Below are 24,285 nucleotides of genomic sequence, written 5' to 3'. Positions count from 1 at the left end.
TTGCTCCACTAATTCAGTGCTAGTTCATGACCCGAATAGCAAGGTGTTGTCTTGTTTTAAAAACTTGTTGCAGCGGCGTTTAATTTCGCCGGTTGGAATAGGAGAGGAATGGATACCATCAATGCGTTATTAGCTAAATTACCCGGACAAAGCTTGCCTGATTATTATGTCTGGGTTTTTACAGCGATAAACTTGCTATGGTTTGCTTTATTTTGTTTCAGCAAACATGCTGCCAATAATCGTTTTCATAAACTTAAACACTCAATGAACCTTGAGCTTGAGCGCCGGCGAAAGGTTTACGAGTTGAAAGTTTGCGATTACGAAGACTATTGCAATGAGCTTGATGCTTTTTATCTCAGACATCAGAATGATTACCAAACATTGTTCCTGCCGTTGTTTACCGAATTTAATAGCCGCTATCAGGCGGCAGATGCTGCGGAGGATACCGCCGCCGCATCAATTGCTACGTTGTGGTTTTCCGGTGAAATTCAACGAGTCAGCAACGCTGGTTTAGCTGAGTTGCAGACACTCAATAAGCAAACTGCTGGGCTGAAACTTAGTGCCGCGGATGATATTTTGGAAATACTTGAAGAAATTCAAAAGTTGTACAACAAGCTGTTGGTCGTCTCCAGCGAGCAGATGAATAAGCTTGTAGCCATTACTCTGAGCAAAGATTATGAAGCAGTTAAATTTATTGGTGAGGAACTGCAGCAGGTGGGCAGGGAACTGAAAACACAATCGAATTTGCTGATGCATGCTATCCGGCGTGATTTGCTAAGTTTTTAACCTCATATTTAATTACGTTTAAATTAGTTATATTGGCAGTGCATAGCCTGATAAACCAGATGCAGTTGCATGCATGGTGGCAATGACCTGGGTTAGGAGCCATTTAAAGGCTCCAGTGCAGTCGAAAGGCACTGGCCTGACGTCGGGATATTTCAACCTGTTTATTACGCTGTAACTTTACATCGAACCCGCCAGCGACAGAGGGGGTTATCTCCTTAATATAGTTGGTATTTATGATCCAGCTGCGATTAGCACGAAAGAAGCTTTCAGCCGGTAATCGCTGCGCGATTGCGCTAATACTACGATAGGTTGCCGGGGTCGCATCTGCCAGGTGCACCCGGGTGTAGTTGCCCATAGCCTCAAAGCAAATTACGTCAGCTAGTTTTACAAAATAACAGTTGTCACCATCTTTAATAAAAAACTGTTGGTGCAGTGCTAACTTTTGCTCATTCTGATTAACCGGTTGTAATTTATCAAAGGCAGCTTGCAAGCGGTTTAATGTCACGGGCTTCAGCAAATAATCCAGAGCGTTATATTCAAATGATTTAACAGCATAATTATCATAAGCAGTAACAAAAATAACCTGCGGCAGGTAGTCGAGTTGTTCCAGCAATTTAAAGCCATCGCCACCTGGCATATTAATATCCAGCAACACGACGTCGGGCTTAAGCGCTTCAATTTGTTGTTTAGCCTGGCGAATATTAGCCGCCTCACCAACCAGACTGGTGCCATGAATGTGGTTTAGTTGCTCGGCTAACTCCAGCCGGGCCAGGCGGCTGTCATCTACAACGATTACCTTCATATCAGAACTCCAGTGGCAAACGAATGCGAGTTTTTACTTTACGCTGCTCGCTGTACAGGCTTAAGCCGGCGTGTCGGGAGTCAGGGTAAAGTAAGGCTAATCGTTGTCGGATGTTATGCAAGCCAACGCCCTGATGATTCGAAACTTTATCAAAACTACCATCATTAACAATGCTGATATCCAGCAAATTGTCGATTTGACGTATTGTCACGTCGATACTGCCTCCGTTGATATCTGTACTTATGCCATGCTTAATAGCGTTCTCGACACAAAGTTGCAGCAACAGTTTCGGTACCAGTGCTTGCAGGCAGTTATGTTCAACGTCGATAGTGAAACGCAGCCTTTCCTCAAATTGAATAGAGCACAGCTCGATATATTCATTAACAATGGCAAGCTCCGAACTGAGCGTTACTTTGGCTTTATCATCTTTACTGAGACTATAGCGTAGCATGTCAGCCAATCGCGCCAGCATTGTCCTGGCCCGCTGAGGATCTTCCAGAATTAATGCCCTGATATTATTAATGGCATTAAACAGAAAGTGGGGGTTAAGCTGGTTTTTTAATGCATCAAGCTGGCTTGATTTTAACAATTCATTTGTCTGGCGCAACTGCCGTACTTTAGTAATACTGAAATAAAGCGCGGACCAGAACAGCAACGCCATAAGCATATTGAAAAAATTACCGGTAAACACTACCCTGGCTACAAACCATTGTTGTGCAGCGGGTATCGGGTTGGTAATGCCGAAATGGGCCAGGGCAAGCGCCGTCACGACCAGCAACAGTGCGGCAATAGCAGCAATCAGCAGGCTGCTAACAGCCAGATACAGCACCTGTTGCCAGATAACTTTGCTGCGCAGTCTTTTTTTGTAGCCGAACCGGATTAAATGCGAGCCTATGGCGCTGCTACCCACTAAAACCAGCGCATATAACAATTCTACCTGAGTAAAGGTTAGCCGCGTCCATGCAGCGATGCTAATCACTGCATATAGCGCCAGCCAGCCGCTTAGCTGGCATAGCAGATAAACGTGGCGCTCGGGTGGTGCTATTGCTAAATTACTGGTCATTATTTACTGATGCTCATTACTTGTGGCTGCTGCTTGTTGCCGAAGTTGTTTTAAAAGTGCCATGCCGCCCGGGGTTACCGGTATAGTGGTATTGCTCAGGATAATGATACCTACCTGTTCTGCAGGCGCAAAACCAACAAAGGAATTAAATCCTCCGGTTTGACCATTATGCCAGACCAGCCCTTCGGGTTGCAGCATCCAGCCAAAACCGACAGTCGGATCTGAGGTTGGCGGCGTCACTGATAAACGCATAGCATCGGCCAGAGCCGCATTCTCACTAATGCTTGCAGTCACTGTGTTATTGGCAGTGGCTATCAGGTAATGTTGGATTAACAAAGCCATATCATTAATCGTTGAAAGCACCGCACCGGCACCTGCCAGTGCCTGGAAATGCCAATTTTCTGCTTCCGCACCATCAATCTGATAGCCCTGAGCCCGGTTTTTATACTTACCCTTGGTCAACGCCAGTGTACTGGCTGACATTCCTGTCGGCTCAAATAATTGTTGTTGAATCAGGGCGGCAAAGCTTCGGTTTTGCTGCTGACCGAGCAACTCTGCCAGCAAACCAAAACCTAAATTTGAATACTCAAAATGTGGTTCACCGGGTTGCATCTTTCGTAACGCTGCCATTAAATCGGCACGGGTATAATCTGCATAAGGATCAGTCAGATCGCTTAATGGCAGATTCTCTGGTAAACGCGGCAGGCCGCTGGAGTGACTTAATAACTGAGCAAGGTCATATTTGTGCTGTTGATAATCCGGGTGTTGCAGCAGGGACGCCACAGTTGTGTCGAGGTCGAGTTGATGGTTAATCACAGAAAGCGCAGTAAGCAAACCCACCAGAGGTTTGGTTACTGAGCCAATTTCAAATAACGTATGCTTACTGACCGGTTGTTGTTTAAGGTGGTCAGCGAAGCCGTGCAGATAATAGCGGGTTTTGCCATCGCTGATTATTGCTACTGCTATTCCGGCTTCGCCAAACTCCTTTTGTAACCATTGATCCAGTTGGGCAACCGTAGGGCTCACCTGATTACTCAGTCCGGCTTTTTTTTTAGCACCAGTGGCATTGCTGAGCCCTGAACAAAGGTGCCTTGCCAGCTGTCATCCTGCCAGGTAGCGCTATAGCTGGCGTTAATGATGGCCGAGTTGAACTCCATAGTATTGTCCGTTAGGTTGAATTTGTCTACCGGAATACCGAAGCTTTGCTGTTTGGGGCTGTCGAGCGTGACATGATAGCCCTGGTCAGCGACTGCTATATTCAGCACCAGAGGCAGGCGGGCGCTATTGTTAATAACAAGGTCACCAAACCAGCTACCCTCATTTTCCAGTAATTTAAGCTGAGTATCATCCAGTTTCTGCAAATTCAGAGGGATGGTTTTACCCTGGCTGAATTCGCCCCGTAGCTGGCCCTGCTGCAATGTGCCGTTAAAACTGGCATTCAGTTTGTCATCCTGAAACTGCACACTGTTGCCTTCGATTTTAAATTGCGAGGGGACATAATCAAACATTGTCTGATTGGGACTGTCGATGGTAAGGCTATAGCCCTCTGTTGCGTTGCTGATATTAATGCCAATAGTCAGCGCTGCCTGTGGGGTCATTTGCAGTTTTCCGCGCCATTTCCCCGTCAACTGCTCAGCATGCAACGGCGTCGCCAACATTACTATTAGTAACAAAGTGAACCATAAGAGTGGCTTTTGCATAATCATCTCCTTTGAAGTGTTGTAGATGCCTGCTAAGTGTACTGACTTAATAATTAGTAGGGTGGTTTATATGTCTAACGGCGCTTTTTAGATATTAAAGGCAAAATATCAAAATAAAGCTAAGCTGTTAGTGATTCCAAACTGTATTACTGCTTCAGCAACGTCGTGAACTGGAAGGTATTATGAAGTTAACAGAGCAACAATGGCAACAACGCTTAACGGATGAACAGTACCGGGTAACCCGGTTAAAAGGCACAGAGTATCCGTTTACCGGTCAGTTATTACATCATACTGCTGACGGCACCTATCACTGCATTTGTTGTGGTGCGGTGTTATTTGCATCTGACACTAAATTTGACGCAGGGTGCGGTTGGCCAAGTTTTTATCAGGCGTTGGAGGGGCGGGTAAAGTACCATACAGATACCAGCCACGGCATGCAGCGGACAGAAATTCTCTGTAGCAACTGCGATGCTCATCTGGGGCACGTGTTTGAAGACGGTCCGGCACCCACGGGGCAGCGCTATTGTGTCAATTCAGTGAGTTTACGTTTTCAGCATGCGACAAAAGCCTGAAATTAACCTGTAGTGGTTGTGGTAAGGTTTCAATATCTATTACAATGTGCCGCCTTTAATAAACAAGCTGTACCCTACGAAACAGCACAAGGCTCCGATTAATTCATCTTCTTGAAGTAAAAGGCCGACACATGACCCTATCACACGCAGAGCAGTACCAGAAAAGCTGGCAGGAACGCCAGGAATACGCCGAAAACATGCAGCCAATCATTGGCAGGCTTTATCGTAATAAAGGAATAGAAGTGGTGGTATATGGCCGCCCGCTGGTCAACGCCACCACTATCGATATCATTAAAGCCCACAAAACTGTTGAACGCTTTGAAGGCGAAAAACTGCGGCTGCGCGAGAGTTTTCCGGTACTGGAAGCCATCAGCAAAATGAATCTGGCGCCGGGACGGGTCGACATTGGTAAGCTGGCGTATGGTTTTTTATTTAAGAACTCTGGTGCAGGTCTTAACCTTGAGCAATATCTTGCCCATGAGTTAGGCGATATTCTTGATCATGAAGATAAAGTTAAACCAACTGATGTCGTGTTATATGGTTTTGGCCGGATTGGTCGTTTACTGGCGCGCCTGATGCTCGAGCGCTCCGGGCCAAGCAGTAAATTACGGTTAAAAGCTATTGTGGTACGCGGCGGTAAAAAAGGTGATTTGGAAAAACGTGCCAGCTTGTTGCGTCGCGACTCTATCCATGGTCCTTTCAACGGCAGTATTACTGTTGATGAAGAAAACCAGGGTATTAAAGCCAACGGTACTTTTATTAAAGTTATTTATGCCAGCTCACCGGAGCTGGTTGATTACACGGCTTATGGTATTGACAACGCCTTGGTTGTCGACAATACCGGTATCTGGAAAGACGACAAAGAACTGGCTATTCATTTCCAGAGTAAAGGCACTGCGCGGGTACTGTTGACGGCGCCGGCGAAAGGAGAGGTTCCCAATATTGTGTATGGCGTAAACCAGCATATGATTACGCCTGAGCACAAATTTGTGTCTGCTGCCAGCTGCACCACCAACGCCATTACGCCAGTATTAAAGGCATTGAACGATGAGTTTGGTATCCGCAATGGTCATGTTGAAACTGTCCATTCATATACTAATGACCAGAATCTGATTGATAACTTTCATAAAGCGGAACGGAGGGGCAGGGCTGCACCATTGAATATGGTTATCACCTCTACCGGTGCTGCCAGTGCGGTAGCCAAGGCATTGCCAGAGCTGAAAGGTAAACTGACCGGCAATGCTATTCGGGTACCCACACCAAATGTCTCTATGGCAATCCTGTCGTTAAACCTGAATAAAGAAACCAGCCGTGATGAGATGAATGCCTTTTTACAGCGCACTTCTTTATTTTCTGATTTACAGGACCAGATTGATTACACCAGTTCTACTGAAATTGTATCCTCAGATTTAGTCGGCTCACGCTATGCCGGTGTAGTTGATTCGCAAGCGACTATTGTTGATGGTGATCGTTGTGTATTGTATGTTTGGTACGATAACGAATTCGGTTACAGTACTCAGGTGATCCGGGTAATGAATGATATGGCAGGAATTAAATATCCGACCCTGCCTGTCGCCAAAGATTAAGTAGTACAAGTGCCCGATTGAAAAAGCCGCATTACGCGGCTTTTTTTAATTGCAGATTGTTCAAATGTTAAACAATAAAAAACGGCCGTTAAAACGGCCGCTCTTTTCAACTGAACACGCTTTGCTATTACAGCAGCGTTACGTTAGCAGCTTGTGGGCCTTTCTGACCTTGTTCTATTTCGAAAGCTACACGTTGGCCTTCGTTTAAGGTTTTGTAACCCTCAGTCATGATTGCCCGGAAGTGAACAAACGCATCAGCGCCGCCATTATCCTGAGTAATGAAACCGAAACCTTTGTCTGCGTTGAACCACTTTACTACACCAGTTACTTTAGCCATGAATGACTCCTAAAAATTTTAATAAAACGAATTTACGCTTAATGCGTTAATAGCCTGACTGTTACTTATGTGGCCAAACGTGCGTGAATCTTCAGGGACATGACTTACTATGAAGCTTGTAGCGAAGTGTTCAAAAACATGTTGTTACATAGGTCTGTTCAACAGGCCGGAAAGCATAATATCAGGTCTGGATTGAATGTATAGTGTTTATTCTGTAAACAATAAAATTAATCAAATAAAAAAAACCGGCCAGAAGCCGGTCTTTTTAAACTGAACGAACTGGACTATTAAAGAACAGTTACGTTAGCAGCTTGAGGGCCTTTCTGGCCTTGTTCGATTTCGAACGTTACGCGTTGACCTTCGTCTAAGGTTTTGTAACCTTCAGTCATAATTGCACGGAAGTGAACGAACGCGTCAGCGCCGCCGTTATCCTGAGTAATGAAACCGAAACCTTTATCTGCGTTGAACCACTTTACTACACCAGTTACTTTAGCCATGAATGACTCCTAAAAATTTTAATGAAACTAAATTACGCTTAATGCGCTGTTAGCCTGACTGTTAAATTTACTTATGCGGGCAAACGTGCGTGAATCTTCAGGGACATGACTTACTATGAAGCTGTGTAGCGAAGTTTTCAAAAACATGTTGTTACATAGGTCTGCTTTACAGGCCGGGAATCACTTTAACAGTTCTGAGCCGAATGTATAGCTTTATTATTGAATTAATGAAATTAATTGATAAAAAAAATAAAAAACCGGCATCAAGCCGGCTTTTTGTTTGTTTTACAGGAGCATTCTGGCTATTTGTCACTAATTGCCAGTTCGGGTGCAACATAGGCAAACCCCAATGCTTCTGCCACACTCTGGTTTGTCACTTTACCGTGGTATACGTTTAAGCCTGCTAATAAATGCTTATCTTCAGTTAATGCCAACTTATAGCCTTTATTCGCCAACCGGATAATAAAGGGCAGGGTAGCGTTATTCAAGGCAAAGGTAGAGGTACGGGGCACAGCGCCTGGCATGTTCGCCACACAGTAATGTACAACTTCATCGACAATATAGGTTGGGTCAGCATGCGTGGTTGCTCTGGATGTTTCTACACAGCCACCCTGATCAATAGCCACATCAACAATGGCCGAGCCGGGTTTCATCCGTTTAATATGCTCTGCGGTAATTAACTTAGGCGCTGCAGCACCTGGTACCAACACACCGCCTATAACTAAGTCGGCCGCCAGCACTTCCTGTTCTAATGCAGCAGCAGTTGAATAGATCGCTTTAACTGCACCATTAAACTGCGCATTAATTCGACGCAGTACATCTACATTGCGATCCAATACCGATACATCGGCACCCAGGCCAACAGCCATTTGTGCTGCGTTGGTGCCTACCATGCCGCCACCGATAACTACAACTTTTGCTGGCGCCACGCCAGGTACACCACCTAACAGTACACCACGACCACCACAAGATTTTTCCAGCGCCCGGGCACCAGCCTGGATTGACATCCGGCCAGCGACCTCCGACATCGGTGCCAGCAGCGGTAAACCACCTTTATTGTCTGTTACTGTTTCGTAGGCTATACACACTGCTTTAGATTTAATTAAGTCTTCTGTTTGCGGTAAGTCAGGTGCCAGGTGCAGATAAGTAAACAGGATTTGCCCCTCACGCAACATGGCGCGCTCAACCGCTTGTGGCTCTTTAACTTTAACAATCATTTCCGCTTTGGCGAAAACTTCTGCTGCGGTCGCTAACACCACTGCGCCAGTGTCAGTGTAGTCTTCATCCGTAAAGCCAATACCAATGCCCGCATTGTGTTCAACATAAACACTATGGCCATGGCCAATCAGCTCACGCACGCTGGCTGGTGTCATACCGACACGGTATTCGTGATTTTTTATTTCTTTGGGGATACCGATGATCATAATGTTCCGCCCTGTAGGTGATAAGTAAAATTTGTGCGCAGTATACAGCGTAAAATTCAGAATTAATGCTTGTTTTAATATGCAGGCTTGGTGCAAAATCCTGTTTATTTTTTAAAATAGGTAGTTTTCACTGCTATGTATTCTTTAAGTAAAAGTATCAAGAAGTTAGACCGGATTGACCGTAAAATACTGACTGAACTGCAACACGATGGCCGCCTGGCCAACGTGGAATTAGCCAGACGGGTGGGTTTAAGCCCGACCCCCTGTCTGGAGCGGGTACGCAAGCTGGAAGCCGAAGGCTACATTACAGGCTATACCGCTCAGGTTGACCCACATAAGGTGGGTGCAGCCTTGCTGGTATTTGTTGAAATAACTTTAAGCAAAACTTCGCCGGAAGACTTTGACGAATTTAGTAAAGCGGTGCAGAAGCTGGCTGAAATTCAGGAATGCCACCTGGTGTCTGGCAGTTTTGACTTTCTGCTGAAAACCCGGGTAGCTAATATGGCTGCTTATCGTGAACTATTAGGTGAAACCTTGCTCAGATTGCCGAGTGTGCGGGAAAGCCGGACTTACGTGGTAATGGAAGAGGTTAAGCAAAGCAGTTTTGTTGCCATGACATCCTAACGAATGGCGATAGTATTGCCGGGTGTTGTCAGAGATAAAGCTTCGGTTAATGTTAGCTGCGGTAGCGTGAGCAAAGCTGCCTGATAGCGTTAACTGAAGGCGTTATTTACCATGCGCTACGTAATGGTGCAGATGCACTTTTTCGCTGGCTCTGTTATGGTAGTAAGGTCTGCGCAGACAGAATAAAATAATGAGGCCCATCATTTGCAAAGCAAACAATTATTTCCGTTAAATGGCGTGCAACGCTTGCTCGAAGTGGGGTTGATCCTGTTCTGGGCGCTGGCATTGTTTTTATTGCTGGCGTTGTTTTCGTTTGACCCGGCTGATCCAAGCTGGTCACAAACTGGCTATCAAACCAGTGTAAACAATTATGCGGGTCCGATTGGCGCGCGGGTGGCAGATATGCTGCTATTCAGTTTTGGCTGGGTGGCGTATCTGGTGCCATTTCTGATTGCGGTATTTGGATATTTATTGTTTAAACGATACCACGATGTGTTTGCACTTGATTATCTTATTCTGGGGCTGCGGCTGATTGGCCTGCTGTTAACCCTGGTTTGTGCTACGGCCATCAGCAGCATGAACTTTAATGATATTTATTATTTTTCGTCCGGTGGGGCAGTAGGGGACGTAACAACCAGCGTTTTACTACCGTCCTTTAATTTTATCGGTACCAGCTTGCTGCTATTGGCAGGCTTTGCAACCGGTCTGACCCTGATGACCGGTATTTCCTGGCTAACAGTAGCCGATTATGTTGGCGTCGCCTGCTTCAGGGCTGGTCAATGGCTGGCTGCACTTCCTGGCTGGTTAAGTGAGCGTTTTGGTAGTGCACCGCCTGAGCAGGATGACTACGATTCAGCTGAGTCTGCTCCACTACAGCTGAATCAGCCCAAAGACCTGTCACAAAAGCAGCTCAACAAACAGCGAGCGGAACCTGCACTATTTGCTGAACCAAAAATAACCGAGCCGTTACCGATTAAACCGCTTAACCCGCAAACCGAAGCAAAATCATATTACAGTATGGATCAGCTTGCTGATGAGCAACTGTCGTTTAGTGCTGTTGATGAGCCGTTGAACCGGGAGCATGTTTCAAAAACCCTGGCTCAGCTCGAGCCACAGGAACAGCTGGATCCATTAATGCAGTTCCCGGATGACGACGAAACAGATGACAGTGAAGAAGTTCAGCACACCATGGAAGAGCTGCCATCACTGGCATTGCTGGATCGCCCTGATAAGGCTCAGAATCCGATTGACCCTGCCGACTTGGAACGGGTGTCAAGATTGGTTGAAGCCAAACTGCTTGATTTTAATGTCGAAGCCCGGGTTGTTGGTGTACACCCTGGCCCGGTGGTTACCCGCTTTGAGCTGGATTTAGCTCCGGGCGTTAAAGTTAGCAAAATTACCGGTCTGGCCAAAGATTTAGCGCGTTCTTTGTCGGCAATCAGTGTCCGGGTAGTGGAGGTTATTCCGGGTAAATCCTTTATCGGCCTGGAACTGCCGAATCAACATCGGGAAATAGTCCGGCTGTCAGAAGTAATTGGCGATGAAATCTTTACGGAGTCTAAATCAGCATTAACCATGGTGCTGGGCAAGGATATAGCTGGTAAATCAGTGGTCGCTGACTTAGCCAAAATGCCGCATTTGCTGGTTGCAGGTACTACCGGTTCAGGTAAGTCAGTGGGCGTTAATGTAATGATCTGTAGCTTACTGTATAAGTCGACCCCGGATGATGTACGGTTTCTGATGATTGACCCGAAGATGCTCGAGCTATCAATTTATGAAGGTATACCGCATTTATTAACTGAAGTGGTTACCGATATGAAAGATGCCGCTAATGGCCTGCGCTGGTGCGTAGGTGAAATGGAACGGCGTTATAAGCTGATGTCGGCGTTGGGTGTGCGCAATCTGAAAGGCTACAACCTTAAAGTGAAAGAGGCGATAGCGGCCGGCGAGCCATTAAAGGATCCGCTATGGAAGCCATCAGATGATATGCGCACCGAAACCCCCTTGCTGGAAAAACTCCCGGCAATAGTCGTAGTAATTGATGAATTTGCCGACATGATGATGATTGTTGGCAAAAAGGTAGAAGAGCTTATCGCCCGTATCGCTCAAAAAGCCCGGGCAGCAGGTATTCACCTGATCCTGGCCACGCAGCGGCCTTCAGTTGATGTAATTACCGGCCTGATTAAAGCCAATATCCCGACCCGGATTGCGTTTCAGGTGTCTTCAAAAATTGATTCGAGAACCATTCTCGATCAGCAAGGCGCTGAAAGCTTATTGGGGCAGGGTGATATGTTATACCTGCCGCCGGGCTCAGGAGTACCAAACCGGGTGCACGGTGCTTTTGTTGATGACCATGAAGTGCATGCAGTCGTTGCCGACTGGAAAAAACGTGGTAAACCGAATTATATTTCAGAAATTTTAAGTGGCGAAACCAGTGAAGAAAGTTTGCTCCCAGGTGAGACACTGGAGGGAGATGATGGTGAGGCGGACCCATTGTATGATCAGGCGGTAGCACACGTTATTGAAAGCCGTCGGGCGTCGGTTTCCGGCGTGCAGCGTAAATTCCGGATTGGGTATAATCGGGCAGCAAGGCTGGTAGAACAAATGGAAATGAGTGGGGTGGTCAGTGGTCCTGGCCATAACGGTAACCGTGAGGTCATGGTGCCGGCACAACCTAAAGGGTACTAAATGAAAAAACTGGCGTTGGTTGCATTATTGTTCAGTAATCTCAGTCTGGCGCAACAAGCACCTGCTGTTGATTTTGCCCCGCATTTAAAACCGGTACAGCAACAACGGTTGAGCGCGCCTGATGGTAGTGCTGAACTTCTGGCTGAACTGGCTAAAATTGACAGTTTTTCAGCTCGCTTTCAGCAACAGGTGTTTGATGATCAGCAACAGCTGTTGCAACAGGGCCAGGGCAGATTACAGCTGAAAAAAATTGCACAGTTCAGGTTTGAAGGGGAAGAGCCGGAGCCGGTATTGTTGGTGAGTGATGGTGAAAACCTGTGGTTTTATAATGAACTGCTGGAGCAGGTCAGTATTTATGATGCGAAAGCGCAGGTAGGACAAACCGCATTCGCATTGCTTACTACTACTGATCCTGAGCTATGGCAGCAGTATCAGGTAATTGCTCAGCAAGAGATGTTTATTATTCATCCACTGGATAGCAATAACCCGGTGCAACAACTGATGCTGGCGTTTGATGATAACGGTATCAGTGAGATGACCGTTATTGATATTAACCAGCAGCAAAGCGTATTTCGTTTTACCGAAGCCAGTTTAAACCCGGACATAGACGACAACCAATTTCAGTTTACTGTGCCGGATGGCGTTGATATTGATGATCAACGCCAACAATAGCAGCCATGACTAGTTTATCGTTAGATTTCAGTGATGACATCAGGCCATTGGCCGCCCGCCTGCGGCCCGTCACGTTAAGTGATTATGTCGGCCAGCAGCATTTAATTGGCCCTGGCACACCGTTGTATCAGGCGATAATGGCCGGCAAGGTGTTCTCGCTGATTTTATGGGGCCCTCCGGGTACTGGCAAAACGACCCTGGCTGAACTGATTGCGGATCATGCTGATGCTAAATTGCAGAAGCTGTCAGCGGTGACCAGTGGTGTGAAGGATATTCGTCAGGCGATCACTGACGCCCAGCAACGCCAACAGCAATATCAGCAACGGACCCTGCTATTCGTAGATGAAGTGCATCGCTTTAATAAAGCGCAGCAGGATGCTTTTTTACCCTACATTGAAGACGGCACCATTATTTTTATCGGTGCCACTACTGAAAACCCGGCTTTTGCGCTTAACAACGCAATTTTATCGCGGGCCAGGGTCTGTGTCCTGAAAGCCCTGACCGATGATGACTTACGTCTGGTATTGCAGCGCGCATTAACCGATCAGAAACTCGGTCTTGGCGTAATGCAACTGAGCATTGAACCTGACGCTGAGCAGTTATTGCTGCAACTGGCAAATGGCGACGCCCGTAAACTGCTGAATATTCTCGAGCAGGCGGCTGAACTCTGTCTGGCAGACCCGGCAAGTGCATCCGGAGCGAACATTACCGCTTTGCTGATTAAGCAGATTGTGCCAAAACAATTGCCCGGCTTTGATAATCAGGGTGATATGTTCTACGACCTGATATCCGCTTTTCATAAATCGGTGCGGGGGTCTAATCCCGATGCAGCGTTGTACTGGTATTGCCGGATTTTAGCAGGCGGCGGTGACCCGCTGTATGTCGCAAGGCGCTTGCTGGCAATTGCCAGTGAGGATATTGGCAATGCCGACCCCAGAGCATTAACGCTGGCATTAAATGCCTGGGATACCTTTAGCCGGGTAGGGCCGGCAGAAGGCGAGCGGGCAATAGCGCAGGCTGCGGTTTATCTGGCGCTGGCACCGAAAAGCAACGCGGTATATACCGCATTTAATCAGATGCGAAAGCTCGCTGAAGAGCTGCCAGACTATCCTGTACCGCTGCACCTGCGCAATGCGCCAAGTAAATTGCAAAAGCAGCTTGGCCATGGCGAAGGCTACCGCTATGCGCATAATGAACCCGGCGCCTATGCCGCTGGTGAGTGCTATCTGCCGCCAGAGTTAGCTGACAAACAATTGTATCAGCCGTCTGAGCGCGGCATGGAGAAACAGCTGGCCGAAAAACTGCGTTATTTGCGCCAGTTAGACGCCCAAAGTCAGCAGCAACGCCGGAAAGAATAACCTTTATTTAAGCAAAGCATTTCAATTTCAGCCCGAGCTGGTTAATATTCGGGGCTGTTATTTTAACCTTGTCTGCCAGTTTTGGCTTCAGCCGACAGAAGAACTTATTACTATGCTAGATCCAAAATTTTTACGAACCGAATTAGCAACAACGGCGACGCGTTTGGCCAGCCGTGGTTTTACCCTTGATGTTGAAAAGTTCTCGCAGCTGGAAGAACAACGTCGGGTACTACAGATCCAGACCCAGGAATTGCAGAATCAGCGCAATAGCAAGTCTAAGGGAATTGGCCAGGCCAAAGCTCGCGGTGAAGATATTGCCCCTTTGCTTAAAGAAGTTGACGGTTTAGGCGCTGAACTGGACGCAGCAAAAAACAAGTTGGATGCAGTTTTAGCCGAAGTCGAGCAATTAGCATTAACGCTTCCGAACTTACCGGATGACTCGGTACCAGTGGGCAAGGATGAGACTGAAAATCAGTTGCTACGCCAGGTAGGCGAGCCACGCCAGTTCGATTTTGCAGTTAAAGACCATGTTGAGCTGGGTGAAGCTTATGCCGAGGGGCTCGATTTTGCAGCCGGTGTAAAATTATCAGGTACCCGCTTTATTGTAATGAAAGGTCAGATGGCGCGGCTGCACCGGGCCCTGGCCCAGTTTATGCTGGATTTACACAGTGGCGAGCATGGCTACACCGAATTATATGTGCCTTATCTGGTAAATCATACCAGCTTATACGGTACTGGCCAGTTACCTAAATTTGGCGCTGATTTATTTCACACTCAGCCAGCAACGGAAGAGGGGCAGGGCCTGGCATTAATTCCTACCGCTGAAGTGCCGGTTACTAACCTGGTACGCAATAGTATTGTTGATGCCAACGAGCTGCCATTAAAATTTACCGCCCACACGCCTTGTTTCCGCAGTGAAGCCGGCTCTTATGGCCGTGATACCCGAGGCCTTATTCGTCAGCATCAGTTTGATAAGGTTGAACTGGTGCAATTGGTTCAGCCTGAGCAATCAATGCAGGCACTGGAGCAACTAACCAGTCATGCAGAAAAGGTGTTGCAGTTATTAGGGTTGCCTTACCGGGTTATGTTGTTATGCACCGGCGATATGGGCTTTGGAGCATGCAAAACCTACGATTTGGAAGTTTGGTTACCCGCGCAGAATACCTATCGGGAGATTTCGTCCTGCAGTAATATGGCTGATTTTCAGACCCGGCGGATGCAAGCCCGCTATCGCAGCGCTGAGATGAAAAAGCCTGAGTTGCTGCACAGTTTAAATGGCTCGGGACTGGCTGTTGGCCGCACCCTGGTGGCTATTCTGGAGAATTATCAGCAAGCTGATGGCAGTGTGGAAATACCTGAAGTACTGCGGCCTTATATGGCAGGGCAAACCCATTTGAAGTAAGCATTCTGCTACCCAATTGCAGTAACTGCTGCAAATGTTTCTGCCCGCTGCAGTTACAGGCAGCGGGCGGGTTTTGGTAAGCCGGCCAAGCGGGTTGCTTGTTTAGCAGGCCCTTGTGGAAATAGCATAAATAAATATTTGCTATTGCCTTTATCCGGACCCAGTTGTTGCGCCATCGCTTTAACTAAAACCCTGATGGCAGGTGACGTACCAAATTCCTGATAAAAATCCCGGACAAATTGGATCACTTCCCAATGTGCGGCAGTCAGGGTCAGTTGCTCCAGTTCAGCAAAGTGTTCAGCTACTGCTGGTTGCCATTGACTGAGGTCGGCCAGATAGCCATGTTTATCCAGTGCCAGTTGTTGTCCTGCTACAGTAATGGTGTTTAGCGCCATAACATCACCTGTGACGCTGTGGCAGTTAACTCAACCCACTCCGCGTCACTGATAGCACTGATACCGGCAATCGGGGTTAACTGGCGCACCTCAAGATCAGATTTTAACGCCAATATATTGTTACATGGCCAGTGTATGTCATTGCGCCCTGCCAGATATACTGCATCTTGTCGCAACAGCAACACGTCAGCTTGTTCGCAAAGCAAAGCTAACTCAGCAAAATTGAAGGCAGGGCTGGTCAGATTAATCAGTTTCATTTAAATACACACTATTTGTTGCTGACTTGCCAGCAGTTGCTGCAACTGTTCAGGGCTTACTTGTTTAGCATTGAGAGCGAAGTCAGCGCTGTCCAGCTGACGTTGCTGCAATGACTGCTGACATACATATATCTGCTCGATATCGTACAGGCCAAACAACTTAAAACTTTGTTGATATCGTTTCAGGGGGAAATCGCTGGTTTGATTAACAGTGAGTAACTGATACACAGCGTCACCACTGAAAATAACGGTCAGCTGATGTTCAACGGCAGCGAGTGCCAGAATTAAATCGAGTGCTTCACGTCCGGCGCCGTGGTTAAAAGGACTTTGCCGCTGAATAATAGCGATGTTTTGCATCAAAACTGCACCAACTTGCTGTTAGTTAGCCGCATGGCAAACTCAGCCAGCCCGGCGCCAATAAAACCATTTTTAACAGGTGCTAAGCCACGCTTTTCGGCAGCGGTCACACAATATAACAGAGAGATTTGATTAGCCTGGCAAAAGTCGGCCAGTTGCTGGCTCAGGTTTGCTTCATCTGCGGGCAAGTCGATATTGGCTGCAGCGGCCAGTACGGCATCCTGATACAAAAAAACCTGTTCAATCTTATAGCCACCCGCCACTGCTGCGCTGGCAAATTGCAGCGCACTGGCAAAGTCCTGGCTGGCCAACGGACTGGTGGTTAACAACAGACTAAAAGCAGTCACTGCAACCTCATAAAAAGTGCGATCTCATAAAAAAATACCCCGTACAGGACGGGGTATTCTAGCGGAACATAGCGAAGCGGCAAAGGGTTACTCGTCGCCCATGATACCCAACAGGCTTAACAGGTGAACAAAGATATTAAAGATGTTCAGATATAAACCAACCGTTGCCCGGATATAATTAGTTTCGCCACCGTGAATAATGCGACTGGTATCGAACAGGATAAAACCAGACATGATCAGAATAACTGCCGCACTTATTGCCAGGTTAAGTGCCGGCATATTTAAAAATATATTCGCAATAATGGCGATAAACGCGACGATTAATCCCACCATTAAAAAACCACCCATAAAAGAGAAGTCTTTGCGGGTTGTTAACACATAAGCGGACAAAGCAAAGAAAATAACTGCGGTGCCCCCCAGCGCTTGCATAATCAGGCTTGGACCATTGGCCAGGCCGGCATAAGCATTAAGTAGTGGCCCCAGTGACGCCCCCATTGCGCCGGCAAAGCCAAATACCCAGAAAATACCACTGGCTGAATCAGCCTTTTTGTTAACCACAAACAACATTATAAAGCCAGCGACAAAGCAGACAATAGAGGCCATTGGTGACAGGTTCATCGCCATGGCAATTATGGCAGTCAGCGCACTGAATGCCAGGGTAAGACCAAGTAAAAAGTAGGTATTACGTAGCACTTTGTTTATTTCAATACCGCTACTGACGGTGTTGATAGTACTGGTTTCTCTGTACGACATATGCAGTCTCCTGTTAGCTGAATATTATGTCTCTTTGGCAGTTATCATACTGACTAAGTTCCCGTAGCTCCAGTAGTTATCAGATAAAAATCAGCATTGGCTGAATTTTTTTAACTTTTGGCTTTCTTTTCTCAGCCAAACTGATTAGTATACGCAGCGCTGGAGGGATGGCAGAGCGGTTTAATGCACCGGTCTTGAAAACCGGCGTGGGTTAATAGCCCACCGAGAGTTCGAATCTCTCTCCCTCCGCCACTTTCTTAGCTATTATTGTTAAGTTATACGCAAACCACCGTTAGGTGGTTTTTGTATTTTAAAGGTTCATAAAAGCATGGCTATGCCAGGTAAAGTATAAAAAATCACACTTTACTGGCGGATTTATAGCCAAACAGGTAAAACCTGGTAAAAAGCGCTTTACAAAGCCGGGGGGAATTCTTAATATTCGACCCACAGCGCGGAGGGATGGCAGAGCGGTTTAATGCACCGGTCTTGAAAACCGGCGTGGGTTAATAGCCCACCGAGAGTTCGAATCTCTCTCCCTCCGCCACTTTAATTTCAGGCATTTCATCTTCCTGTCTGCTCACCATAAGATATTAACTTCTTCTGTATCAGGTTAAATAGTTATGGAATATTGTTTCCTAATTTTTACCTTTCTGGCACACTAACCTTTGAAAAAGCCAAGATCAATAATATTGGTGTCGAACCAGTTAGCAGAAAAGCTCAGGCTCTACTATGCTAGCTGCATAAAAATAATAACCAGTGAGACGGAGAAGCCAAGTTGATTAACGTGCTGTTAGTTGATGACCATGAGCTTGTACGAACTGGGATCAGTCGCATACTAATGGATGAGCGCGGTATCAAGGTGATAGGCGAAGCTGGATCCGGTGAAGAAGCTCTGCAATTTTGTCGTCAGAATGAACCCGATGTGGTGCTGATGGATATGAATATGCCTGGCATGGGCGGCATGACGGCCACTAAGCGAATTTTACATTATTGTCCTGATATAAAAGTACTGGCGTTGTCAGTATCCTGTGAAGAGCCGGTGCCAACCAAGGTTATGCAGTTGGGTGCGGCAGGTTTTATTTCAAAAAATTCAGCGCCCAAGGAAATGGTATCCGCGATCCGCAAGGTATACAGCGGTGTGCGACACATCTCAGATGAAGTTGCGCAAAAAATGGCGTTGGCTAAAGTAAATAATCATAGCGAAAACCCGTTTGAAGGCCTGTCAGACCGTGAATTGCAGATTATGCTGATGATAACCCGTGGCCAGAAGGTCAATGATATTGCTGAACAGCTAAGTGTCAGTGCCAAGACTGTTAACTCTTATCGCTACCGGATGTTTGAAAAGCTTGCTATCAACGGTGATGTTGAATTAACCCATTTGGCTTTACGACATGGCATGATTGATATTGCCAAGGTATCGTCCTGATTTGATGTTTGACCCTAAGTCTTTTTTAGCTTCAGTACCTGCTCAGCCCGGCGTCTACAGGATGTTCAACCAGGCTGAACAGGTGATTTACGTCGGCAAAGCCAAAGACTTAAAGAAGCGTTTGAGTAGTTACTTCCGACAACAGGTAGACAGTGTTAAAACCCGCGCCCTTGTTGCGCAAATTGCCAGTATAGAAATTACCGCCACCCATAGTGAAACTGAAGCGCTGATCCTGGAAAACAACCTGATCAAGCAGTTCATGCCCAAGTACAATGTGTTGCTACGGGACGACAAATCCTATCCTTATATCTTTATCTCCGGACATAAACATCCTCGGATCAGTTCACACCGGGGCCCGCGAAAACATAGCGGCCAGTATTTCGGGCCTTACCCTAATGCCGGGGCTGTCTGGCAAAGCCTGAAAACCTTGCAAAAAATTTTTCCAATTCGCCAGTGCGAAGATGGTTTTTACCGGGCGCGCACTCGTCCTTGTCTGCAGTATCAGTTAAAACTGTGCTCGGCGCCTTGTGTCGGCAAAATATCTGATGAAGAGTATGCAGAACAAGTTCAGCTGGCCAGCTTATTTCTCAGTGGCAAAAACCAGCAAGTGGTTGAGCAACTGGTGCAGAAAATGAATGTGGCCAGTGAGCAGCTTGCTTTTGAGCAAGCTGCCAGTTTTCGCGACCAGATAACAGCATTACGCAAGGTGCAGGAACAACAGTATGTTAGCGGTGAACATGCTGAGCTGGATATTATTGGCTTTGCCAAGTCGGGGCAGGTCGCTGTTGTGCATGTTTTGTTTGTTCGCCAGCAAAAGATACTTGGCTCAAAGTCATATTATCCAAAAGTACCGGCTAATACTGAACCAGAAGAAGTGCTTAGTGCTTTTTTACTCCAGTTTTATCTCAGTGGCGGTGGCGGCCAGCAAATACCCCCCGAGATCATTGTGCCGCTTAGTCTGGAAGATGCGGAGTCATTGGCAGAAGCGGTTAGTGAAGCCGCCGGACGAAAAATTAGAATTATTGCCGCAAAGCGCGGTGAAAAGTCGCAGTATCTTAGTCTGGCACAGAAAAATGCTGAGCTTGCGTGTGATAGCCGACAGTCATCGGGTCAGAAAATGCAGTTGCGCTACTCTGCGCTACAATTACTGTTGGGACTGAGTGACGATATCAGACGAATGGAGTGTTTCGATATCAGCCATACTATGGGGCAGGCCACCGTTGCCTCCTGTGTGGTATTCGATGGAGAAGGCCCCTATAAGCAGGAGTATCGTCGCTATAATGTGACCGGCATTACCGGCGGTGATGACTATGCGGCAATGCAATTTGCTTTGGATAAACGTTACAGCCGGTTAACTGACGATACTAAGATCCCTGATATTATTTTTATTGATGGCGGCCAGGGGCAACTGAACATAGCCCTTGCTCAGTTTGAGGGCTGGACTCATCAGAAAATGCCATTATTAATAGGGATTGCGAAAGGAGTGAGTCGTAAGCCCGGCTTGGAAACGCTGATCATAGGTGACAGTGGCAGACAGCTGCACTTGCCCGGCGACAGTCCGGCGCTGCATTTGATTCAGCAAATCCGGGATGAAGCACACCGTTTTGCTATTACCGGCCATCGTAGCAAGCGGGGCAAAAGTATGACTAAAAGCCCGCTGGAAAATATATCCGGCATTGGTGAGAAACGACGTCAGGCTTTGCTGCAGTATCTGGGTGGATTACAGGGAGTGCTAAAGGCTTCAGTGACAGAGCTGAGTTCTGTACCAGGTATTTCCCGCTCGCAAGCAGAAAAGATTTACCAGGCCTGTCATAACAAGTAGCATAGCGACATCGATTTTGTGAGAACCGTTATATGTGGAATATTCCCAATCTGTTGACAATGTTCAGGCTGCTGCTCATTCCTGTTTTTATTTTTTGTTTTTATTCTGGCTGGGAATACTATCGTTTTTGGGCTGCATTAGTATTTTGTCTGGCGGCAATAACCGACGCTTTGGATGGTTATCTGGCTCGTAAGCTGGAACAATCTACGCCGTTCGGGGCTTTTTTAGATCCGGTAGCCGACAAAGTTATGGTAGCCGTTGCACTGGTGGTTCTGGCTATTCATGAGCAATCACTCTGGTTCAGTATTCCGGCGATTATTATCATCAGTCGGGAAATTGCTATTTCTGCATTACGTGAGTGGATGGCTGAAATAGGTAAGAGAGCCAACGTAGCGGTGTCTAATCTTGGTAAGTATAAAACTATTGCCCAGATGCTGGCATTAATTGGCCTGATCTGGCAGCCGCAGTTCACTCTGCTGGCCTGGTTTACCCCGGTAGGTTATGCCATGTTATATTTTGCTACCCTGTTAACGTTATGGTCGATGTATCAGTATTTAACGGCTGCCTGGCATGATTTATCACAGCAGTAGACTGACTGTCGATAATTAGCGCAAGTCAGTTAAAAATTAAGCAGTCAGTTGTAAAACTGCTAATTTGTTATTGACTGGCTTAATTAAAACAGTAGAATGCGTCACGTGTTAAGGCACATGGCCAAAGCATTGCGAGTATAGCTCAGCTGGTAGAGCGCGACCTTGCCAAGGTCGAGGTCACGAGTTCGAACCTCGTTACTCGCTCCAACTCTTAATCAGAGTGAAGCATTGATTTATTGGCGGGTTGGCAGAATGGCCATGCAGCGGATTGCAAATCCGTCCATCTCGGTTCGACTCCGGGACCCGCCTCCATAACACTGCTCAAATTAGTAAAAAAGTTGTCTGCCCGGGTGGTGAAATCGGTAGACACAAGGGATTTAAAATCCCTCGCTCGAAAGGGCGTGCCGGTTCAAGTCCGGCCCCGGGCACCATTTACTTTAGGCTTAAAACCTGAGTAATACCAGATTTTCGCGAGTATAGCTCAGCTGGTAGAGCGCGACCTTGCCAAGGTCGAGGTCACGAGTTCGAACCTCGTTACTCGCTCCAAATTAGAAAAAGCAGCCTTCAGGCTGCTTTTTTGCTTTGTGCGATTTATTCTGTGACAGTTCGGTTCAGAAATCAAAGAGGTAAGGGCTGATAAACCAGACTGCACTGGTGATCACGATAATTGCCAGCAGGTTTAACACAAAACCGGCTTTAGCCATATCCGCAATTTTCAGCTTGCCTGAACCAAAAACAATAGCATTAGGAGGCGTGGCGACCGGCATCATAAAGGCGCAGCTGGCTGCAATAGCCGCTGGAATTACCAGCATTGAAGCGCTGGTATTTAACGATACTGCAACGGGTCCTAATAGAGGCAGGAAAGCGGCAGCGGTGGCAGTGTTACTGGTGACTTCAGTTAAAAAGATAATAATGGTGGTAACCAGTACTATCAATAGTATCAAATTGATAGCGCCGAGTGTGCTAACCTGGCTAGCGATAAAATCTGCCAGACCGGACTGCTGAATTTGTGCAGCAAGGGTTAAACCGCCGCCGAATAAAATTAAAATACCCCAGGGTAATTTGGCACAGTCTTCCCAAACCAGTACCCGCTGGCCAGTTCTAATGCTTACCGGGATAACAAACAACAGGCTGGCACAGAAAATTGCCGTCAACGTATCGTTTAGTGGCAGGCCGGTAAGATTGGCAAGCCATGGCCTCAGCACCCATAAGCTGGCTGCCAGCAAAAACACTGCTAACACTATTTTTTCAGCCCGCTGCATTGGCCCAAGCGCATGGAGTTTATCCAGATACAATTGGCGACTGACCTGGACTTCATTGTGGCTGAATCGAAAATGACACTGCGTAAGCCAGTACCAGGCTGCGAACAACATAACGACAGCGACGGGTAAGCCCAACAGCATCCATTCAGCAAAACCCACATCTAATTGATACTGATTGCGTAAATATCCTGCCAGCAACGCATTCGGTGGTGTGCCAATTAACGTGGCAACACCGCCTATGCTGGCCGCGTAGGCAATCGATAACAGCATGGCTTTGGCAAACTTTTCGCTGATATTGTCCTGCATACCGATAATGGACAAGGCAATAGGCAACATCATCACAGCGGTCGCCGTATTAGACATCCACATAGATAAAAAGGCGGTGACCAGCATCATGCCGGCAATTTGCTGGCTGGGCTTGCTACCCACCATCAGCATGGTTAACAACGCTATGCGTTTATGCAGGTTCCAGCGCTCCATGGCAATAGATAACATAAAGCCACCGAGGAACAGAAATATTAGTGGGTCAGCATAGGGGGCAGTGACATTGGCGACTGAATCGAGGTTAAGTAACGGCACCACAACAATGGGTAACAGTGAAGTCGCCGGAATAGGCACGCTTTCGGTTATCCACCATATTGCCATCCATGCTGTTAAGCCACTAAGTAACCAGGCTGCGTCCGATATACCGCTAAACATTGGCTCATTTAACAGTACCAGAATAAAAACCGCCGGTCCGGCAAGCAGTGGTAGCAAATAACCTGAGCTAAACCGGTTCATGGTTGTTGTTACTCCTCGTCGTCCTGCACATTGTCATTGCAGTCATTTGCTGTTTTGCTTGAGTGCTGCAGTAACTGATCCATCTGTGCCAGCTCGTACTTGTCTAACAATCGCCACTGGCCGGACCGCAGTTCGGCCAGGCGAACATGCATAATCCGGGTCCGTTTCAGCTTAACGACTTCGTAGCCTAAATACTCGGCCATCCGTCGGATTTGCCGGTTAAGACCCTGGGTTAAGATAATTTTAAAGGTATTTTTAGATATCTGGCTGACGCTGCAGGGCAGGGTAACAGTATCGAGAATAGGCACGCCGCTGGCCATTTTATTGATAAAATTAGCGGTTATCGGCTTATTGACGGTGACCGAGTACTCTTTTTCATGGGCGTTGCCAGCGCGCAGTACCTTGTTAACGATATCGCCGTCATTGGTCAGGAATATCAGGCCCTCTGACGGTTTATCCAGCCGGCCAATCGGAAATATCCGCTCCGGATAACTGATAGCGTCAACAATATTACCTTTAATATGCCGCTCTGTGGTGCAGGTAATACCGACAGGTTTATGGTACGCCAGATAAATCCGGGCTGGTTTCTCCTTTAGTGGCTTGCCTTCAACCCTTACTTCATCGCTGGCAGATACTTTCAAACCAACTGGTGCAACCTGGCCGTTTACAGTAACTAAACCTTGTTCAATATATTTGTCTGCCTGGCGGCGGGAGCAATAACCGGTGTCACTGATAAACTTATTTAAACGATATTGGGTAGGTTCTGTCATCGGATTCTTGAGTCA

25 protein-coding genes and 6 tRNA genes are annotated in these 24,285 nt (G+C 47.0%); 17 read left to right on the top strand and 14 right to left on the bottom strand.

The genetic code is table 11. The features are described 5' to 3' along the window. The first annotated feature begins 108 nt into the window (after positions 1-108). Positions 109-786, top strand: a complete 678-nt coding sequence (locus tag CRO03_RS01075; RefSeq protein WP_097109725.1) for a hypothetical protein — start codon at positions 109-111, stop codon at positions 784-786. 103 nt (positions 787-889) lie between these two features. On the opposite strand, the gene CRO03_RS01070 is transcribed toward CRO03_RS01075, so the two are convergent. Genes CRO03_RS01070 through CRO03_RS01055 form a run of 4 tightly spaced genes read right to left on the bottom strand, consistent with a single transcriptional unit; the run spans position 890 to position 4,351 of the window. Further along, positions 890-1,588 (bottom strand): LytR/AlgR family response regulator transcription factor, encoded by a 699-nt coding sequence (locus tag CRO03_RS01070; protein ID WP_097109724.1) that lies wholly within the window; start codon positions 1,586-1,588, stop codon positions 890-892. 1 nt (position 1,589) lies between these two features. Further along, positions 1,590-2,651: a sensor histidine kinase gene (locus CRO03_RS01065; RefSeq protein ID WP_097109723.1), complete on the bottom strand. Its 1,062-nt coding sequence runs from the start codon at positions 2,649-2,651 to the stop codon at positions 1,590-1,592. 3 nt (positions 2,652-2,654) lie between these two features. Then, positions 2,655-3,677: a serine hydrolase domain-containing protein gene (locus tag CRO03_RS01060; protein ID WP_170948906.1), complete on the bottom strand. Its 1,023-nt coding sequence runs from the start codon at positions 3,675-3,677 to the stop codon at positions 2,655-2,657. 8 nt (positions 3,678-3,685) lie between these two features. Beyond that, positions 3,686-4,351 carry a hypothetical protein gene (locus tag CRO03_RS01055; protein ID WP_097109721.1) on the bottom strand — a complete coding sequence of 222 codons (666 nt, stop codon included), beginning with the start codon at positions 4,349-4,351 and terminating at the stop codon, positions 3,686-3,688. Positions 4,352-4,533: 182 nt separating this feature from the next. Between CRO03_RS01055 and msrB the strand changes: the two genes are divergently transcribed. Both msrB and CRO03_RS01045 read left to right on the top strand, forming a co-directional pair. Next, a complete protein-coding gene (gene msrB / locus CRO03_RS01050) occupies positions 4,534-4,923 on the top strand; it encodes a peptide-methionine (R)-S-oxide reductase MsrB (RefSeq protein ID WP_097109720.1) in 390 nt (129 codons plus the stop codon). A gap of 131 nt (positions 4,924-5,054) precedes the next feature. Next, complete coding sequence (locus CRO03_RS01045) at positions 5,055-6,509, top strand: glyceraldehyde-3-phosphate dehydrogenase (protein WP_097109719.1); 1,455 nt, start codon at positions 5,055-5,057, stop codon at positions 6,507-6,509. Positions 6,510-6,636: 127 nt separating this feature from the next. On the opposite strand, the gene cspE (CRO03_RS01040) is transcribed toward CRO03_RS01045, so the two are convergent. From cspE (CRO03_RS01040) to ald, 3 genes are all read right to left on the bottom strand, one after another. Further along, positions 6,637-6,846 carry a transcription antiterminator/RNA stability regulator CspE gene (cspE, locus tag CRO03_RS01040; protein WP_019674402.1) on the bottom strand — a complete coding sequence of 70 codons (210 nt, stop codon included), beginning with the start codon at positions 6,844-6,846 and terminating at the stop codon, positions 6,637-6,639. 287 nt (positions 6,847-7,133) lie between these two features. Then, positions 7,134-7,343 carry a transcription antiterminator/RNA stability regulator CspE gene (gene cspE / locus CRO03_RS01035; RefSeq protein ID WP_019674401.1) on the bottom strand — a complete coding sequence of 70 codons (210 nt, stop codon included), beginning with the start codon at positions 7,341-7,343 and terminating at the stop codon, positions 7,134-7,136. Positions 7,344-7,645: 302 nt separating this feature from the next. Continuing rightward, entirely contained in the window at positions 7,646-8,767 is a 1,122-nt protein-coding gene (ald, locus tag CRO03_RS01030; protein ID WP_097110346.1) for an alanine dehydrogenase, read from the bottom strand. A gap of 135 nt (positions 8,768-8,902) precedes the next feature. On the opposite strand from ald, the gene lrp reads away from it, so the two are divergent. The 5 genes from lrp (at position 8,903) to serS (ending at position 15,511) form a co-directional block, all read left to right on the top strand. After that, entirely contained in the window at positions 8,903-9,391 is a 489-nt protein-coding gene (lrp, locus tag CRO03_RS01025) for a leucine-responsive transcriptional regulator Lrp (protein ID WP_097109718.1), read from the top strand. A gap of 204 nt (positions 9,392-9,595) precedes the next feature. After that, positions 9,596-12,079: a DNA translocase FtsK gene (locus CRO03_RS01020; RefSeq protein WP_097109717.1), complete on the top strand. Its 2,484-nt coding sequence runs from the start codon at positions 9,596-9,598 to the stop codon at positions 12,077-12,079. Next, entirely contained in the window at positions 12,080-12,751 is a 672-nt protein-coding gene (gene lolA / locus CRO03_RS01015) for an outer membrane lipoprotein periplasmic chaperone LolA (RefSeq protein WP_097109716.1), read from the top strand. Positions 12,752-12,756: 5 nt separating this feature from the next. Further along, a complete protein-coding gene (locus tag CRO03_RS01010) occupies positions 12,757-14,109 on the top strand; it encodes a replication-associated recombination protein A (RefSeq protein ID WP_097109715.1) in 1,353 nt (450 codons plus the stop codon). Positions 14,110-14,221: 112 nt separating this feature from the next. Continuing rightward, a complete protein-coding gene (serS, locus tag CRO03_RS01005) occupies positions 14,222-15,511 on the top strand; it encodes a serine--tRNA ligase (RefSeq protein WP_097109714.1) in 1,290 nt (429 codons plus the stop codon). A gap of 53 nt (positions 15,512-15,564) precedes the next feature. Here the strand turns inward: serS and CRO03_RS01000 are convergent, their stop codons facing one another. The 5 genes from CRO03_RS01000 to CRO03_RS00980 form a co-directional block, all read right to left on the bottom strand. Further along, complete coding sequence (locus CRO03_RS01000) at positions 15,565-15,906, bottom strand: TusE/DsrC/DsvC family sulfur relay protein (RefSeq protein WP_097109713.1); 342 nt, start codon at positions 15,904-15,906, stop codon at positions 15,565-15,567. After that, positions 15,897-16,163: a DsrH/TusB family sulfur metabolism protein gene (locus CRO03_RS00995; protein ID WP_097109712.1), complete on the bottom strand. Its 267-nt coding sequence runs from the start codon at positions 16,161-16,163 to the stop codon at positions 15,897-15,899. Before CRO03_RS00995 ends, CRO03_RS01000 begins: the two co-directional genes overlap by 10 nt. Next, entirely contained in the window at positions 16,164-16,520 is a 357-nt protein-coding gene (tusC, locus tag CRO03_RS00990; RefSeq protein WP_097109711.1) for a sulfurtransferase complex subunit TusC, read from the bottom strand. Further along, positions 16,520-16,867 (bottom strand): DsrE/DsrF/TusD sulfur relay family protein, encoded by a 348-nt coding sequence (locus CRO03_RS00985; RefSeq protein WP_097109710.1) that lies wholly within the window; start codon positions 16,865-16,867, stop codon positions 16,520-16,522. Before CRO03_RS00985 ends, tusC begins: the two co-directional genes overlap by 1 nt. 87 nt (positions 16,868-16,954) lie before the next feature. Continuing rightward, positions 16,955-17,620, bottom strand: a complete 666-nt coding sequence (locus CRO03_RS00980) for a Bax inhibitor-1/YccA family protein (RefSeq protein ID WP_097109709.1) — start codon at positions 17,618-17,620, stop codon at positions 16,955-16,957. A 161-nt stretch (positions 17,621-17,781) separates the two neighbouring features. Here CRO03_RS00980 and CRO03_RS00975 point away from each other — a divergent pair. From CRO03_RS00975 to CRO03_RS00935, 9 genes are all read left to right on the top strand, one after another. Continuing rightward, a tRNA-Ser gene (locus tag CRO03_RS00975) sits at positions 17,782-17,872 on the top strand. A 201-nt stretch (positions 17,873-18,073) separates the two neighbouring features. Then, a tRNA-Ser gene (locus CRO03_RS00970) sits at positions 18,074-18,164 on the top strand. Positions 18,165-18,404: 240 nt separating this feature from the next. Next, positions 18,405-19,046, top strand: coding sequence for a UvrY/SirA/GacA family response regulator transcription factor (uvrY, locus tag CRO03_RS00965; RefSeq protein ID WP_245861448.1), 642 nt, complete (start codon positions 18,405-18,407; stop codon positions 19,044-19,046). A gap of 4 nt (positions 19,047-19,050) precedes the next feature. Continuing rightward, a complete protein-coding gene (gene uvrC, locus CRO03_RS00960) occupies positions 19,051-20,868 on the top strand; it encodes an excinuclease ABC subunit UvrC (protein WP_097109707.1) in 1,818 nt (605 codons plus the stop codon). Positions 20,869-20,900: 32 nt separating this feature from the next. Beyond that, a complete protein-coding gene (gene pgsA, locus CRO03_RS00955; protein ID WP_097109706.1) occupies positions 20,901-21,458 on the top strand; it encodes a CDP-diacylglycerol--glycerol-3-phosphate 3-phosphatidyltransferase in 558 nt (185 codons plus the stop codon). Positions 21,459-21,589: 131 nt separating this feature from the next. Next, positions 21,590-21,665, top strand: a tRNA-Gly gene (locus CRO03_RS00950). A gap of 31 nt (positions 21,666-21,696) precedes the next feature. Further along, positions 21,697-21,770 (top strand) — tRNA-Cys (locus tag CRO03_RS00945). 32 nt (positions 21,771-21,802) lie between these two features. Further along, positions 21,803-21,889, top strand: a tRNA-Leu gene (locus CRO03_RS00940). A 39-nt stretch (positions 21,890-21,928) separates the two neighbouring features. Further along, positions 21,929-22,004: transfer RNA gene (locus CRO03_RS00935), tRNA-Gly, on the top strand. 65 nt (positions 22,005-22,069) lie between these two features. Here the strand turns inward: CRO03_RS00935 and CRO03_RS00930 are convergent. Both CRO03_RS00930 and rluF read right to left on the bottom strand, forming a co-directional pair. Beyond that, on the bottom strand, positions 22,070-23,500 hold the full coding sequence (locus tag CRO03_RS00930) for an SLC13 family permease (RefSeq protein ID WP_097109705.1): 1,431 nt from the start codon (positions 23,498-23,500) through the stop codon (positions 22,070-22,072). Positions 23,501-23,508: 8 nt separating this feature from the next. Further along, positions 23,509-24,270: a 23S rRNA pseudouridine(2604) synthase RluF gene (gene rluF, locus CRO03_RS00925; protein ID WP_097109704.1), complete on the bottom strand. Its 762-nt coding sequence runs from the start codon at positions 24,268-24,270 to the stop codon at positions 23,509-23,511. Positions 24,271-24,285: the final 15 nt, after the last annotated feature.

The sequence above is a fragment of the Arsukibacterium tuosuense genome (assembly GCF_900215315.1).
Classification (GTDB): domain Bacteria; phylum Pseudomonadota; class Gammaproteobacteria; order Enterobacterales; family Alteromonadaceae; genus Alishewanella; species Alishewanella tuosuense.
This window is presented reverse-complemented; position numbering and strand designations above follow the sequence as displayed.

Excerpts from the sequence above, each read along its gene's own strand:
- CRO03_RS01075 (WP_097109725.1), top strand. The coding sequence starts at position 109 with ATGGATACCATCAATGCGTTATTAGCTAAATTACCCGGACAAAGCTTG.
- CRO03_RS01070 (WP_097109724.1), bottom strand. The coding sequence starts at position 1,588 with ATGAAGGTAATCGTTGTAGATGACAGCCGCCTGGCCCGGCTGGAGTTA.
- CRO03_RS01065 (WP_097109723.1), bottom strand. The coding sequence starts at position 2,651 with ATGACCAGTAATTTAGCAATAGCACCACCCGAGCGCCACGTTTATCTG.
- CRO03_RS01055 (WP_097109721.1), bottom strand. The coding sequence starts at position 4,351 with ATGCAAAAGCCACTCTTATGGTTCACTTTGTTACTAATAGTAATGTTG.
- msrB (WP_097109720.1), top strand. The coding sequence starts at position 4,534 with ATGAAGTTAACAGAGCAACAATGGCAACAACGCTTAACGGATGAACAG.
- CRO03_RS01045 (WP_097109719.1), top strand. The coding sequence starts at position 5,055 with ATGACCCTATCACACGCAGAGCAGTACCAGAAAAGCTGGCAGGAACGC.
- cspE (WP_019674402.1), bottom strand. The coding sequence starts at position 6,846 with ATGGCTAAAGTAACTGGTGTAGTAAAGTGGTTCAACGCAGACAAAGGT.
- cspE (WP_019674401.1), bottom strand. The coding sequence starts at position 7,343 with ATGGCTAAAGTAACTGGTGTAGTAAAGTGGTTCAACGCAGATAAAGGT.
- ald (WP_097110346.1), bottom strand. The coding sequence starts at position 8,767 with ATGATCATCGGTATCCCCAAAGAAATAAAAAATCACGAATACCGTGTC.
- lrp (WP_097109718.1), top strand. The coding sequence starts at position 8,903 with ATGTATTCTTTAAGTAAAAGTATCAAGAAGTTAGACCGGATTGACCGT.
- lolA (WP_097109716.1), top strand. The coding sequence starts at position 12,080 with ATGAAAAAACTGGCGTTGGTTGCATTATTGTTCAGTAATCTCAGTCTG.
- CRO03_RS01010 (WP_097109715.1), top strand. The coding sequence starts at position 12,757 with ATGACTAGTTTATCGTTAGATTTCAGTGATGACATCAGGCCATTGGCC.
- serS (WP_097109714.1), top strand. The coding sequence starts at position 14,222 with ATGCTAGATCCAAAATTTTTACGAACCGAATTAGCAACAACGGCGACG.
- CRO03_RS01000 (WP_097109713.1), bottom strand. The coding sequence starts at position 15,906 with ATGGCGCTAAACACCATTACTGTAGCAGGACAACAACTGGCACTGGAT.
- CRO03_RS00995 (WP_097109712.1), bottom strand. The coding sequence starts at position 16,163 with ATGAAACTGATTAATCTGACCAGCCCTGCCTTCAATTTTGCTGAGTTA.
- tusC (WP_097109711.1), bottom strand. The coding sequence starts at position 16,520 with ATGCAAAACATCGCTATTATTCAGCGGCAAAGTCCTTTTAACCACGGC.
- CRO03_RS00980 (WP_097109709.1), bottom strand. The coding sequence starts at position 17,620 with ATGTCGTACAGAGAAACCAGTACTATCAACACCGTCAGTAGCGGTATT.
- uvrC (WP_097109707.1), top strand. The coding sequence starts at position 19,051 with ATGTTTGACCCTAAGTCTTTTTTAGCTTCAGTACCTGCTCAGCCCGGC.
- pgsA (WP_097109706.1), top strand. The coding sequence starts at position 20,901 with ATGTGGAATATTCCCAATCTGTTGACAATGTTCAGGCTGCTGCTCATT.
- CRO03_RS00930 (WP_097109705.1), bottom strand. The coding sequence starts at position 23,500 with ATGAACCGGTTTAGCTCAGGTTATTTGCTACCACTGCTTGCCGGACCG.
- rluF (WP_097109704.1), bottom strand. The coding sequence starts at position 24,270 with ATGACAGAACCTACCCAATATCGTTTAAATAAGTTTATCAGTGACACC.